Here is a 14,472-nt window from a genome sequence, read left to right on the forward strand (position 1 = left end):
TCTTTTTGTGAGGTGTATGCTGCATTTTTATCTGTTTTAAGATTCATGTAATAGTCGATCAATAAAATAAGCATATATTCATTTTATAGTAATGTTACAGAGATGGCTTCTTCAAAAGATATTTTGCTGTAAAGTGAAGTAATAAGTGAAAAATTGGTGGTGTAAATGAATGGAAAAAACCCTCGAAGTGAAACCATATTCAAAAGAGTATCAAGCTCAGGTAGTAGAATTAATTCTTCATATCCAGCAACAAGAATATAACATTCCCATAACAAAGAATGAACAACCTGATTTGTTTACCATAGAAGATTTTTACCAGAAGGGAAACGGAAACTTTTGGGTGGCTGTTTGTGATGATAAAGTAGTTGGGACAATCAGTCTTTTTGATATAGGAAATAATCAAGTGGCATTAAGAAAGATGTTTGTAGATAAAGAATACAGAGGTTCCAAATATAAGACTGCCAGCCTTTTATTAAATCATGCAATTAAATGGGCAAAAGACTGTTCCATACATACTATTTATCTTGGAACGACACCTCAATTTTTAGCTGCCCATAGATTTTACGAAAAAAACGGATTTACAAGTGTAAATCTGAATGATTTACCTGAGAACTTCCTAGTTTTAAATGTGGATAAAAAATTTTATATATATACGCTTTAATGGCTTACAATCGAGTTTTGTTCTTAAAGTAAAAGGAAAGATCTAAAAAAGGATTGTATTAAAGGAAAAGGGGGAGAAACAATGCCGTTGTTTGTGGGTCTGATAGTTGCAGGATTTCATTTCTTGCTTGCTTATATCGTTTGGGGAAAAGGAAAAATACAGATTTTAGCTGGATATGTAGAGGGTCAAGTAAAAGACAAAAAGAAGGTCGCTAAGTACTCAGGTATCTATCTAATTGGGCTTGGCATTATATTTGCATTTTTTCCTTTACTTCCTAATCACTTTTATTTTGTGTTTGCATTTTATATGTTATGGGCTTTTGGTGGTATGATTTTTGTAAATATAAAAATAAAATAATGCATATCTTATTCAACGATCAGATGCTTTCGTTAAGTAAATGTACAGTCATATCTTTTGGGGGGCTGTTTGCATAAATCGCAAATAGAAAATGATGAAAACAACCTTAATCCTTATAGCCTAATTTGTATTACTGACACCAGCATAACTCTTAAAATTATTTCGCTTATAGCTACCTATTCATCAAAAAGATAAATACTAGCACTACGATTGATAAGGATATGATAACGGACGGCCATCCAATCTTTACCTTTCTTAATATCCGGTCAACAATAAAGAATAAGATAGCAGAAATAAGACCCAGAGTTGCTAAGATAGATCCTAATAAACAATGGAATATGAAGGAAGTGAACTCACGGGAATAGGTACCTTTTGTGATCTTCTTGCTAATCCAGTCACTAAAAGAGGAAGTAATAACGCCGTAGGTAATGACAATCATAAAGTTTAAATAGTATAAAGTAAAAAAGCCATCCCCTTCAAACCAATCAGGCGTTGATAGAATAAGTGTAAATACTAAACTACTAAGAACTGCTGCTACTATTTTTCTTTTTAAGGTGATAGCCATTTCCCGTATTTTATGTTGATTACTCAAACAAAGCACCCCTAGGATATGTATTTATTATAAATATTCTTTTCATTTAACAAAAGAAATTATTTATATATCCTTTTGTACTTATATGGTACAAAGAAGTATTTGCACCTCCTTGATTGGATAGCCAATTTTCAGCGAGAGATATTCCTAAATGAACACTGTTAAAAAGCAAAAATAGCCCCACTAAGATTATCAAAATACTTATAGCCATTAAGCCTTTTACCTTATCTTTAGTCATAATGAACATCGCTCCCTTTGTGTAGTGACAATTTCATTACCATACAGTGATCATGAACAGCGGTTTATATTAAGAGAGAGCAAAAGCACAAATGCTTCAAAGAGCATTTGTGCTTATTACTTTATCTGTCCTGTTGACTCGTGTTTTGTTTAGCTTCCAAACGTCTGAATGAGGTGGAAGCTAACCAAGAGGTAATAAAGGAATAGAAACTAAATCCAAATATAAAGGCGAGTGCTGGAAAGATGGTGATGATAAAGAGAAAAGCGACCAGACAAATGGCTATCAAAAATAGTTGAATCGGGCTGATTAACATCATTAAAAAGGCTTGTTTATAGATGGAGAGAACGGGCAATTCATAATGGGCGAAAACGGGAAACAAATAGAATAGTAAAAAGATAAATAAAAGGATACAAACAAATATCGGAATGTGAGTCCATGTCATAAGCTCGCTTGCTCCGGATTGTATGTAAAATAGATCAATAAAAATGAATAGAAAGATGATGGAAGCATAAATTCCTAAATGATTACTTTTCCAAAAGTCTTTTTTGTAATAAGACCAAAAGGTACTGAATACCGGTAAATCGGAATGACCCCTTAGCCATTTTCTCATTACTGCAAACATGGCGGTTGTTGAGGGATATATACCGAATAGAATCGCACCAGCTAGAGTAAACACAATCCATAATAAATTTAAATAGGCAAACCTAGTTATCCATTCCAATATGGTGTAAAGACCATTTCCTAGATCCTTCAAATGCCAAAATCCTCCTTGGTTCATACATCTTATTCTATTATTATACTGCAATATCGCAGGAGATAATAAACAATATTGAGAATATATAGTGCTTTTTAAAGGGGAGAAATGCGAAAACTGATAGGTGGATTTTTTTTAGATTAAGTAAAAAAATCCCAAGCATGCTCACGGCAGTTGGGATTTGATATATAAGTTCAATATAAATATTTAATCAAGGGACTTTACATATAGTTCATATAAATAGGCTGTCCACTTACTGTGTGAATTTGATTTTAAATTCTTCAAAAGACCATGAATGATTGCTTCAGGATACTGTGGATTCAGTAAATCGTTTTTTAATAGTTCCAATGATTGCTGTATGGTTAAATCTGCTATGTCATCCTTTTTAACGTTGAGTAAATTCATCAATTCCTCTTTGGAGGGAACTAGGGATTTTGAACTTGTATAGGATAGATATTCAGCTGAAATAAGCGGTATGGTTGCTTGTTTGGATAAAATGGTCACTTTTTCAACTAAAGATTGGCATACAAGATCTAGCTCAAAAGGATAATTAGATATAAAAAATAATTCTGCATACATTTTTGAAAAACTTTTGATGGTATAAACTAAATCTGGCCGCATAGAATCATCCACATCAGGAAATTGACGATCTATGATGGAGAATATAATGGAATTTAAAAAATGATCGTATTTGGATAACTGCTCAAATATCTCCATACTGCAGGTATTAAATTGTTCCTTTATTAAAACCTTGGCAAAATTAGAATGAGTTTGATATACATTAAAAATATTATAATAAAAATGATAGAGTAATGTTTCAGAGGAATTAGACTCGCTGACCGATTGTTCAATATTGGCAGCCATATCGCTCAGGAAGTAATCAATCAGTGCGAAAACCAATTCATCCTTTGACTTATAAGATAGATAGAACGCCCCTTTTGAAATCCCGCATACATCTGTTATTTGTTGAACAGAAGTTGCTTCAATCCCATTTTCTGCGAAAAGCTCAAAAGCTTTCTCCATTATTAACTGTTTTTTAACCATGCCGCCCCCCTTTACATTAGTTGACATCTGACCAACCAGTCATTATTATAAATAAATGTAGGAATTGAGTCAATCGTTCGAATTTTTTTAATTAAAGGAAGGTGTAAGGGTGAAGGGGTTAGTCAATTTTGTCTTAGGAAATAAACTGGCTGTTTGGTTATTAACCATCATTATCACAGCCTCAGGTATTTATTCAGGCACAAGAATGAAAATGGAATCTATTCCGGATATATCTATTCCCTATTTAATCGTAATGGGCGTATATCCTGGTGCTGCTCCAGAGCAGGTAATGAATGAAGTCTCCATTCCAATGGAGAAGGCTATAGAAGGTCTTGAAGATGTTAATGCAGTATACTCCAATTCATCATCCAGCGTATCTCAGGTTCAGGTCGAGTATGAGTACGGGGTAGATATGGATGAGAAAAAACGTGAATTGCAATCGGCCATAGATGCAGTGGAAATGCCGGAGGATGCTGAAGAGCCATCCATTATGGCAATCAGTATGAATATGATGCCGATCTTATCCCTATCCATCAGCAGTGAGGAAGAGGATATTGTAGATTTAACATCTACAGTTGAAGATATAATCCTGCCTAAGATTGAAGATATTGATGGTGTCGCTTCTGCAACTATTACAGGACAACATATAGAAGAAGTTAACTTCACTTACAATCAGGAAAAGATGAAGTCATTGGGACTGACTGAAGACAAGGTGAAGGAAATGATTCAGGCGAGCGATATGGAACTTTCGCTTGGTCTATATGAATTTGAAGAAGGCGAAGAAGCGGTTTATGTAGATGGTAAACTTAAAACGGTTGATGACCTGAAAAACATGGTGATCCCGGTAACGCCATCTGCGGAGAATCCAACGCCGTTTGTAAAATTAAGTGACATAGCAGAAATTGAAAAGGTTGGTAAAGTAGAGTCTGTTTCGCGTACCAACGGAAAAGATGCTATAGCGATACAAATTGTTAAAGGACAAGAAGCAAATACAGTAACCGTTGTGAATGCTGTTAAGGATCTCATTAACGATCAGGAAAAAGCAATCGACGGGTTGAAGATGGATGTAACCCTTGATCAGGGTAAACCAATCGAGGACTCTGTATTTACAATGATTGAAAAAGCGTTGTTTGGCGGATTAATCGCGATTCTAGTTATCTTGTTATTCTTGCGAGATCTTAAATCTACCATTATATCGATTATCTCTATTCCAGTATCCATTCTCATGGCATTATTGCTCTTGAATTGGATGGATATAACATTAAATATTATGACACTTGGTGCGATAACCGTTGCGATAGGACGGGTAATTGATGACTCCATTGTCGTAGTGGAAAATATTTATCGAAGAATGCATTTGAAAGAAGAGAAGCTAAGAGGGCGTGCACTAATACGTGAAGCAACGCTTGAAATGTTCAAGCCGGTTTTATCTTCCACATTAGTGACAATCGCCGTATTTGCCCCAATGGTCTTTATTGGTGGTATGGTAGGCGAATTGTTTATGCCGTTTGCTTTAACGATGTCATTTGCTTTAATTGCCTCGTTAATCGTAGCCATAACAATTGTACCGGCGTTATCTCACTTCTTATTCCGAAAAGGTCTATATGGTGAGAAAAAAGAAGGTCATCATAAAGAAGTTGGTAAACTGGCACTCTGGTATAAAGGTGTATTGGCTAAAGCACTGAACCATAAAGTCATTACTTCTATCATTGCTGTTGTCTTATTAGGTGGTTCAATTGCCTTAACACCGTTAATTGGATTCAGCTTTATGGGATCTCAGGAAGAGAAAACGATGTATGTGACTTACACTCCAGCTACAGGTGAGTTACAGGAAGAAACATTAAAAAATATCGAGCAAGTTGAAAAGAAATTAATGAAACACAAGGATATTGATACTATCCAGATGTCTGTGAATGATACTGATTCAGCTGATATGGCAGCGACAGCAATGGGCGGCGGTGCTGGAGGGGCATTAATGTTCCTAATCTTTGATCCTGAAATGGAAAACTTCAGTGAAGAAAAAGAAAAAGTTGAAGATTATTTACTTAATCTAGGCCAATCAGGTGAGTGGAAACTTCAGGACTTTGCGTCTATGGGTGGTATGTCATCTAATGAAGTAAGCTACACTATTTACAGTAAAGACTTGGATGATCTACAGGATGCTGTGAAACAAGTGAAAGGTGCGCTTGGAGAAGTGGATAAATTGGAAGACGTCACTTCTGATGCCGAAGATCCATATGTAGAGCATGTGTTAAAAGTAGATCAGGCGGACGTCCTGCAATATGGTTTAACAACTGGTCAAATTGTCATGGCGTTAAATGCATCTGATCAAAAAGAAGTATTAACGACCGTTGAAAATGATGGCAATGATATTGATGTCATTGTCCAACGTGAAGCGAAAGCTGATCCGAAGTCAATGGATGAGTTACTGAAAACACAAATACCGACTGCGCAGGGTACTGCAATGCCGTTATCTGAGCTTGTAAAAGTTGAAGAAGGAACGACTCTTAATACACTAGCTCGTTCTGAGGGTGAGTATTATGCGACTGTATCAGGAACAATAGTTGGTGAAGATGTATCTAAGGCTTCAAGTGCTGCAGATGAAAAAGTAGATAAACTTGATTTACCGAAAGGTGTAACGACTGGGGTTTCTGGTGTTGCAGCAGATATGACTGAGACCTTTACACAGCTTGGAGTGGCTATGATTGCGGCTGTAGCGATTGTATACTTTATCCTTGTCGTCACATTCCGTGAAGGATTAGCTCCATTTGCGATTCTGTTCTCCTTGCCATTCGCGGTAATTGGTTCATTTGTTGGATTATATCTATCCGGACAAACGATTTCTGTATCCGTTATGATGGGTCTGTTAATGTTGATTGGTATTGTCGTTACAAATGCCATTGTATTGGTTGACCGAATCATTCATATGGAACGCGAAGGACTGACGATGCGTGAAGCAATCCTAGAGGCAGGAGCAACAAGGCTGCGTCCAATCTTAATGACAGCCATTGCGACGATTGGTGCGATGATCCCAATGGCACTCAGCGATGGTGGCGGAGGTCTTGTTTCAAAAGATCTTGCTATTACCGTAATTGGCGGTTTGATAAGTTCAACACTCTTAACCTTGGTGATTGTACCGATTGTATATGAAGTACTATCTAAGCTGTTTAAGAAAAATCGTAAAGATATAGTAGAAGATTAATTCTTAAAACCACAGTTTCTTAGCATGATTGATTGCTAATGAAACTGTGGTTTTTATTGATTAGTAATCAAAGTCCATTATAATTGTGTTATAATTCACAAATATCGATCAACTATTGTTCAAGGAGTGTAATAAATGGCTATGGATACGATGGCGGGTTATCAAGTAATCGTTCTAACGGAGAAAGCTACAAATTCAAAAGCAATTTTATGCCCGGAAAGAGGGGGGATCTTACTACAGCTTACTCTTCACGGAAAAGAAATATTATACCTGCAGGAGGAGACATTCGCAGATCCAACAAAAAATATCCGCGGAGGTAACCCGGTTCTGTTTCCAATCTGTGGTCCAATACCGAACAATGAGTATCAATTAAAAGGAAATACCTATATAATGCGTCAGCATGGGTTTGCTCGAAATAAGGCTTGGGATGTAGTCGATCAAGCTTCTAATTGGGCCACCTTACATTTGCGGGATGACGAAGAAACCTTAGAACAATACCCTTTTCATTTCTCTCTTGAGTTTACGTATAAATTAGAAAATGGAAAGCTAACTATTAATCAAACTTACAAAAATTTATCATCAGAAACCATGCCATTCTATAGCGGTTTTCATCCCTATTTTATTGCGAATCACTCAATCAGCCACTATAGTATCCCGGCTACCCGATATGTTGATAATGAAGATGGCTTAACAAAACCATTTGAGGATAATCTGAATGATTTACCGATTCGGGATGCTAAACTATTTAATCCGGTATCCAGTGGGATATCTAGTCTAAGTCATAACAAAGACACGATAGAAGTAGATTGTAGCCATCACTTTACTACTATTGTTGTATGGTCAGAACGGCCGGAACAATATATATGTCTTGAACCGTGGATGGCGCTTCCTAACGGATTTGACCAAGAAGATGGACTTGTTCATTTACCTGCAGGTGAAGAGTTACAGGCGAAATGCAGTATTTCAATCAAGCAAGGATAAACTTAATAGAGTAAAACTCGGTACGGCTAGATACCGGGTTTTTTGTTTTTTTGAAAGGAATAAAAGAATTTTTGTCGAAATAAGGGGATAGGGCAACAAGTAGTTTGTTGGAACCTAATGATCTATCGTTTCGTAAAGATAGTAAAAGACAGGCAGGGATGTGGGGTAATGTATTTACCGATTCAAGAACCAACACAGAGAATCTCGAAGGAGAGTATATTGGTTTGGAGGCTGGCCAATATATTTGGACATGGGATTACTCTCCTTATACTCGGTGTATTATGGTATCTATCTGAAATGTATGAGTGGAAGACGTGGATTACATATGGATTAATTGTGCTTTTTGGTTTAACCGTATTCTCGGCTATCTACTCTATTCTTATAGAGCCTTATTTTAAATATAAAACATGGAGATATGAAATAGACGAGGAATATATCCAATTGAAGCATGGACATTTTATCGAAAGGCATTTAGTGATTCCGATGACTAAAGTAGAATATGTATCGACACATCAAGGGCCATTATTGCGTAAGTACAAGCTTTATGATGTTGAAATAGGAACGACGACTACCAATCATACGATTCCTGCGATTCCGGCTGAACAGGCAATTGCCTTACGGGAGCAAATTGCGATTTTTGCCAAGGTTAAAGATATAGATGAAAAAGGGATGGAGCAGGAGCTATGAATCAATTCCAAAGACAACATCCTGCCTGGATTCTATTAGAAATAGGTTCTTTTATTAAAAGTCTCTTTTTTGTGATCCTCTTTTTATTTATATTACAGGCGGATACGGATACTGGATGGATAGTATGGGCACGATATGCTTTCTGGGTTTTTGCTGTTTGTGGCCTCTTATACATTCTTTTAAAATGGTATACAAGTACATATGAGTTAAAAGAAGGAGCGATTGTTCTTCATGAGGGTGTGTTTGTAAAAAAGTTGCGTACAACAACATATGAGCGTATTCAGGATCATCATATCCAAACAAACTTTATTCATAAGCTTCTGGGTTTGACATCTATTAAACTAGAAACAGGTACTACGGATGATGACTCTACTTTAACCTTTGCGGCTGTCAGTTTAGAGGAAGCGGATCGAATACTTGAGTTTGTTCAAAAGAAAAATTCCAATCGGGTGGATGATCAGACGGAAGAAGAGATCAATGAAAAAAATATTTATTTCCGTTCTACTCAAAAAGATAATCTAAAAGCAGCGTTAACTTCATTCAGTTTTCTAGCTATTATTCCTCTTATTGCAGCTGTGTACTCAAATATAGATGATTTCTTTGATGTGGAGAAATCCACTAAAACAGTCTATACGTACTTTATGGATCATTTAGAATTATTGATTCCATTAGCTGTGATTGCCCTCCTTCTTTCTTTTGGAATTGGCTATATCCAAACTGTTATAAAATATGGAGATTACGAAATAGCAGGCGATGACACGAGGATTTATATTTCTAAAGGAGTATTAAACAGAACGACATTTTCTATACAAAAAAGCAGGGTTCAGGCGATTACGATAAAACAGTCTTTAATCAAGCGCATATTGGGAATGGCCGAGGTTAAGGTGGTAAGTGCCGGCCAAACAGAGAGTAAGGAACAGGAAATTAGTTCGCTTTATCCTTTTTTACCTAAGCAGGAAGCGTATTTATTAACAAATAAATTATTACCAGATTATCATATTGAGGAAAAAATGATTCAGTTGCCTAAGAAGGTATTAGGCTTGAGGCTTATTCGCCCCTATTACTGGACCATCGCAGCTATAATCGGCCTCTTTACAGTTAAGAAAGAGTGGGTATGGTTGGCCGTCGGTGTGTTCACCATTGAGCTGATTCTTCGCATTCTTAATTATAAATTCACGAGCTATTTGCAGAATGAAACATTCATTCAAGTGCGAAATGGAGGGCTTGTTACAGAAACCTTTTTAACAAAGCGTAAGAATATCCAACAAGTTCAAATCAGATATTCATGGCTGCAACGTAAATTTGATGTTGCTACATTGGAATTTACCAATCGTTCGAAGCCGCTTGTCATTACTTCATTATCTGATGTCCCAGTAGAGGTCGTAGTGAAATTTCATCACTGGTATAAAAATAATAAATAGATAGATAATTTTGGAAAATAATTCTGCTTCGATTTTTCTTCTTACTCTCGTTGAGAGACTCGGTATTTCCATTTAGTTGTTCAATCATGAATTTTCCGATACCAAATCTTGTGATTGCATGGAAGCGTACAAAGCAAGAATGGACGAGTGGTTTACAAATATAATTGAAGAAGAATAAGCATATATAGGTAATCAAGCCGCCCTTATGGGCGGTTTTTTTGTCTGTCGAAAAAGCATTGAATTTTCCGTCCATATCCATATAATGAAATACGAAAAGGAGGTATATATGAAGAAATCAATATTCTTAATCCCACTACTGATTATAGTCATGCTTTTATGTGGATGCGGAAATAGCGGCACAGAAACGGAAGTGTCCGAAGTGGATGAAATGTCAGAGATGGACGAAATGGTCAATGACTATCCAGAAGATATAGCAAAATACATTGATGATTATGTGTCCGGTATTTCAACGGAAAATTTACCGTGAACGTAAACATCAATCACGCTGGACATATGGCAGAGGTCGCTGATTATATCACTCAATCGGTATCGCAATTATCGGGCTAATACGACGGTTACGATATTATGATAAGTTATGCTGACGAAGCTGGATGGGTATGTACATGGCACTCATATAACGGATATGATGGAATCTTGATTAACACGTTGACGAATTATACAGAAGAAAACGTAACGATCGAGGATTTATATAAATGGAATGAATAGAGTCACGCAGAAACGCAAGGAATGGGTCTTCCTTGCGTTTTTTGAGCAATTAGATTTCGATTACAGCTAACAGATACCATGAATAAAATGGCTAGCTTTGTGTAAAAGGGAAAGTTGTCTATTTAACTTTATTTAAGGGATTAAAAAATATCAGATATGTTTATATCGGAAAATGATCTAGAGATTTACAGATATTGTAAATATTATTTTATTATCATGAATGAGGGGATAAACCATAACCTCTGATTTTCTTACCATTCTATTGTGGAATAAACTTGCGTGAATAGTATGTTTATATACTTATCAGCTGGGTATCCTAATTTATTAAGGATAATTTTAAATGAGGGGCTGTTGGCATGAAAATTGTAAAAGAAATTCCTCGTGAAAAAACAGTAGACAACACGCTTACCCTACTTTCTGAAGGGTATGAATTTATTTCTAACAGGCGAAAGCATTTTAATTCGAATATATTCCAGACTCGCCTTCTTGGACAGAAGGTTATTTGCATAACTGGAGAAGAAGCAGCACGAGCTTTCTATGATGAAGATCGATTTATTCGTAAGCCTGCCATTCCAAAGAGAATTCAAAAATCCCTTTTTGGTGAAAACGGTGTGCAAACAATGGATGGCGAGGAACACCGCCATCGTAAAGCGATGTTTATGTCGATTATGACTCATCAAAGCTTGGACAAACTCCAGGAAATTACTAAGAAACAGTGGGAGTCCGTTATTCCGAAGTGGGAAAATAACAAAAAGGTGACCTTGCTGGAAGAATCCACAGAAGTTCTGTGCCGAATTGCCTGCGAGTGGGCAGGAGTTCCTTTAAAAGAGAAGGAAGTTAAAAAAAGAGCGGAAGACCTATTTGATTTAGTTGATGCTATTGGTGGAGTGGGACCGAGATACCAAAAGGGAAGAAGGGCACGCAAAAAGTCTGATAAATGGATCGCCAATCTAATTGAACAAGTACGTGAAGGAAAGCTTAGTCCCCAGCCAGATACTGCTCTTTATATTATAGCTAATCATCGTGATTTGAACGGAGAATGGTTGGATTCGGAAGTAGCGGCGGTTGAACTGATCAATATCATAAGGCCTATCGTAGCTAACTGTTATTTTGTCGTGTTCTGTGCTTTGGCGATACATAATTATCCTGAAGTACATAACATATTGAAAACAAACAATGAAGTTTACAACAAAATGTTTGTACAGGAAGTGCGTCGCTACTATCCTTTTGCTCCATTTTTAGGTGCCAGGGTACGGAAAGATTTTTATTGGAATGAGTATCCATTTAAAAAAGGAACTTTAGTTCTTTTGGATCTATATGGAACAAATCATCATCCGTATCAATGGGATGATCCTGACACATTTAAGGTTGAACGATTCAGCGACTGGAAAGGCAGTCCGTTCGGCTATATTCCACAGGGTGGTGGAGATTATGATAAAGGTCACAGGTGCGCCGGGGAATGGGCAACCGTCAAAATCATGCAAACAACCACTGATTTTCTCGTGAAAGGTATTGAGTATGATGTACCTGATCAGGATTTAACCATCAGTATGTCTAGAATCCCAACCTATCCAAAGAGCGGATTTGTTATTAATAATGTAAAAAGAATTTCAAGGTAAGACACCCCTATCGGGTGTCTTTTTTTGTAGGTAGGTTGATTTTCTCAGGTTTTAGAAAGCATAGCCATCTTCTAAGATAATAAATATATAACCATTTAGGCGAATATAGGACACTTTTTTCCTATACGCATAATAGAGAAGGAAAAAATAAGGGGGCAAGAAAATGTATGTATCCATACTATAAATTTTTAGGGCATAAACAGTATTGCAAAGATGTGCCGATTGCATTTCCTCCTCAACATCAAACGCAGCATCCAGGTTTAGAACATGTGATGACTCCAAGGCCCATTTCGGAAAATCCTTATTACAAAGGGAGCGGAAAGCTACAAGGGAAAGCAGCTATTGTTACAGGAGGAGATTCGGGTATCGGAAGAGCGGTAGCCTATGCTTTCGCGAAGGAAGGGGCAGATATTGCTATTGTGTATTTGTATGAGCATGAAGATGCCGAAGAAACAAAAGAGAGGATTGAAAAATTAGGGGTAAAGTGCCTGCTTATATGTGGTAATCTGACTCATGAGGATCTATCAGTGGCTACAGTTCGTCAATGCCTGGACGAATTTGGGAAGATCGACATCCTGGTCAATAATCATGCTGTCCAGTTTGTTCAAAAACGAATTGAAGATATTACCGAGGAACAACTCGATTTAACTTTTCGTACCAATATCTATTCTTATTTCTTTATGGTGAAAGCTGCACTGCCGTATTTACAACCAGGGGCTGCCATTATTAATACAGCCTCGGTAACTGCTTATAATGGCCATCCTAAATTATTGGATTATTCAGCTACAAAGGGAGCGATTGTTACATTTACACGTTCGCTTTCCCTATCTTTAGTCAAAAAAGGAATTCGGGTAAATGGTGTAGCCCCGGGACCCATTTGGACACCGCTGATTCCGTCTTCATTTTCAGCTGAAGAAGTGATGACTTTTGGTACAAAAACTCCTGAGGTACCGATGAAGCGAGCGGGCCAGCCATTTGAAATAGCCACCAGCTATGTATTTTTAGCATCAGATGATTCTAGCTATATGTCAGGGCAAATCCTTCATCCAAATGGAGGGGATATGGTTAGTTCCTAAGTAGAGACGGAGAGGAAGTCTATGACATCCCCGTTTCATTCATCAATCGAATTTAGCAAAGTTTAGATTATATCCATTGATATATCATCCCATTCCTCATCAAGGCTATTAACCAACCAATTTAGAGCATAGCGTCTCTCATAAACAACGCCGGGACTTATTTCGATTGGAAATTCTTCATTATTCATACGAGTTTCAAGTATAGCCCAATGAAGTCGATACAAAAGATCGAGTGCATCGAGAATTTCATTTTTATCTCGATAGGAAGCACGTTCCAAGAGTTCTTCCTTTGTAGAATCCAAGACAAGGTCATATAATTTTTCTACATCGGATAAAGTATGCGGAAAAGGTAAATCAGGAACGAGATTGATGGCCCATAGCAGGACGGAGTTACATTCGATTTTCCAGGAGTAGGTATTGTATTCATCCTGGTCAGGATCTTCATCCTCAATGAAATCTTTTTCGTCCGGAGAAAATAATTCTTTCGCATTGTAGAGATCTATGAAAGTACTAATTGTTTCATCAGGTGCACCGCTGCCTTTAGCCGATACAATAGTGATGGCTAGGATTCGGTCAATCACCTCTTCTATAGTTTTTAAGCTCAGGCTATATGTACTCTCTAATGTATGTAGCTGTTGATTTATAGGGATTCCCATATCTTTTAGCATTTTTTCTGTCCTCTTTTTTCTTCCTATTGGACTATTCATTACTATCCCCTTTCTGTACCATGGCCTGACTATTATCTTGCTAAGACAAGAAGATCATTTTCAATATGATGATTTTAACATATTTTGGTTTAAACATTGAATGTTCTGCACAGAGGAGATACGTGGGTTTAGTTTATGTTGCAAGAGAGTGTATAAAAAGAAGAAATTTATAAAGGAATTAGGGTGGGAAGACAAGTAAAAGGAAAGAAGTAAATACTCTCATAGCCTGTATAGAAAATAAAAAAGTAAAAATAAAGCACGCAGAGTTCTGCGTGCTTAGCCCTATGCTCCTCTATTACAATCGCTTCAGTTTTTTGTGCAATCCAGCTTCGACTCCTAGGAGCTCGAGTCATAAGCAAATACTCTGCGGGAGAAGAACCCTCCCTCCGAGTATTCGTCTTATGCTT

15 protein-coding genes are annotated in these 14,472 nt (G+C 37.0%); 10 read left to right on the forward strand and 5 right to left on the reverse strand.

Features of this window, described 5'->3' with window-relative positions; translation table 11 throughout:
• The first annotated feature begins 169 nt into the window (after positions 1–169).
• Both AC58NB_RS01990 and AC58NB_RS01995 read left to right on the forward strand, forming a co-directional pair.
• Positions 170–661: a GNAT family N-acetyltransferase gene (locus AC58NB_RS01990; RefSeq protein WP_497425124.1), complete on the forward strand. Its 492-nt coding sequence runs from the start codon at positions 170–172 to the stop codon at positions 659–661.
• Positions 662–742: 81 nt separating this feature from the next.
• A complete protein-coding gene (locus AC58NB_RS01995; protein WP_497425125.1) occupies positions 743–1,018 on the forward strand; it encodes a hypothetical protein in 276 nt (91 codons plus the stop codon).
• Between the two features lie 172 nt (positions 1,019–1,190).
• Here the strand turns inward: AC58NB_RS01995 and AC58NB_RS02000 are convergent, their stop codons facing one another.
• The 4 genes from AC58NB_RS02000 to AC58NB_RS02015 form a co-directional block, all read right to left on the reverse strand.
• Complete coding sequence (locus AC58NB_RS02000) at positions 1,191–1,610, reverse strand: hypothetical protein (protein ID WP_497425126.1); 420 nt, start codon at positions 1,608–1,610, stop codon at positions 1,191–1,193.
• A gap of 46 nt (positions 1,611–1,656) precedes the next feature.
• Positions 1,657–1,848, reverse strand: a complete 192-nt coding sequence (locus tag AC58NB_RS02005) for a hypothetical protein (RefSeq protein WP_497425127.1) — start codon at positions 1,846–1,848, stop codon at positions 1,657–1,659.
• Between the two features lie 121 nt (positions 1,849–1,969).
• Positions 1,970–2,602 carry a YesL family protein gene (locus AC58NB_RS02010; RefSeq protein WP_497425128.1) on the reverse strand — a complete coding sequence of 211 codons (633 nt, stop codon included), beginning with the start codon at positions 2,600–2,602 and terminating at the stop codon, positions 1,970–1,972.
• Positions 2,603–2,809: 207 nt separating this feature from the next.
• Positions 2,810–3,646, reverse strand: coding sequence for a TetR/AcrR family transcriptional regulator (locus AC58NB_RS02015; RefSeq protein WP_497425129.1), 837 nt, complete (start codon positions 3,644–3,646; stop codon positions 2,810–2,812).
• A 109-nt stretch (positions 3,647–3,755) separates the two neighbouring features.
• Here AC58NB_RS02015 and AC58NB_RS02020 point away from each other — a divergent pair, with 109 nt between their 5' ends.
• The 8 genes from AC58NB_RS02020 to AC58NB_RS02055 all read left to right on the forward strand — a co-directional run bounded on the left by AC58NB_RS02020 (position 3,756) and on the right by AC58NB_RS02055 (position 13,358).
• A complete protein-coding gene (locus tag AC58NB_RS02020) occupies positions 3,756–6,848 on the forward strand; it encodes an efflux RND transporter permease subunit (protein ID WP_497425130.1) in 3,093 nt (1,030 codons plus the stop codon).
• Between the two features lie 135 nt (positions 6,849–6,983).
• Positions 6,984–7,829, forward strand: coding sequence for an aldose epimerase family protein (locus tag AC58NB_RS02025; RefSeq protein ID WP_497425131.1), 846 nt, complete (start codon positions 6,984–6,986; stop codon positions 7,827–7,829).
• 168 nt (positions 7,830–7,997) lie between these two features.
• Positions 7,998–8,516 carry a PH domain-containing protein gene (locus AC58NB_RS02030; protein ID WP_497425132.1) on the forward strand — a complete coding sequence of 173 codons (519 nt, stop codon included), beginning with the start codon at positions 7,998–8,000 and terminating at the stop codon, positions 8,514–8,516.
• The gene (locus AC58NB_RS02035) at positions 8,513–9,937 is read left to right on the forward strand and encodes a PH domain-containing protein (RefSeq protein WP_497425133.1); all 1,425 of its coding nucleotides are present in this window, start codon (positions 8,513–8,515) and stop codon (positions 9,935–9,937) included. Before AC58NB_RS02030 ends, AC58NB_RS02035 begins: the two co-directional genes overlap by 4 nt.
• 286 nt (positions 9,938–10,223) lie before the next feature.
• Positions 10,224–10,424, forward strand: a complete 201-nt coding sequence (locus AC58NB_RS02040; RefSeq protein ID WP_497425134.1) for a hypothetical protein — start codon at positions 10,224–10,226, stop codon at positions 10,422–10,424.
• Between the two features lie 98 nt (positions 10,425–10,522).
• Positions 10,523–10,663 carry a hypothetical protein gene (locus AC58NB_RS02045; RefSeq protein WP_497425135.1) on the forward strand — a complete coding sequence of 47 codons (141 nt, stop codon included), beginning with the start codon at positions 10,523–10,525 and terminating at the stop codon, positions 10,661–10,663.
• Between the two features lie 362 nt (positions 10,664–11,025).
• Positions 11,026–12,282 (forward strand): CYP152 family fatty-acid peroxygenase CypC, encoded by a 1,257-nt coding sequence (gene cypC, locus AC58NB_RS02050; RefSeq protein ID WP_497425156.1) that lies wholly within the window; start codon positions 11,026–11,028, stop codon positions 12,280–12,282.
• Between the two features lie 167 nt (positions 12,283–12,449).
• Positions 12,450–13,358 carry an SDR family oxidoreductase gene (locus AC58NB_RS02055; RefSeq protein ID WP_497425136.1) on the forward strand — a complete coding sequence of 303 codons (909 nt, stop codon included), beginning with the start codon at positions 12,450–12,452 and terminating at the stop codon, positions 13,356–13,358.
• Positions 13,359–13,420: 62 nt separating this feature from the next.
• Here the strand turns inward: AC58NB_RS02055 and AC58NB_RS02060 are convergent, their stop codons facing one another.
• On the reverse strand, positions 13,421–14,065 hold the full coding sequence (locus tag AC58NB_RS02060; RefSeq protein WP_497425137.1) for a DUF4272 domain-containing protein: 645 nt from the start codon (positions 14,063–14,065) through the stop codon (positions 13,421–13,423).
• Between the last annotated feature and the right edge of the window lie 407 nt (positions 14,066–14,472).

Source organism: Pradoshia sp. TA40_28, from assembly GCF_059694525.1.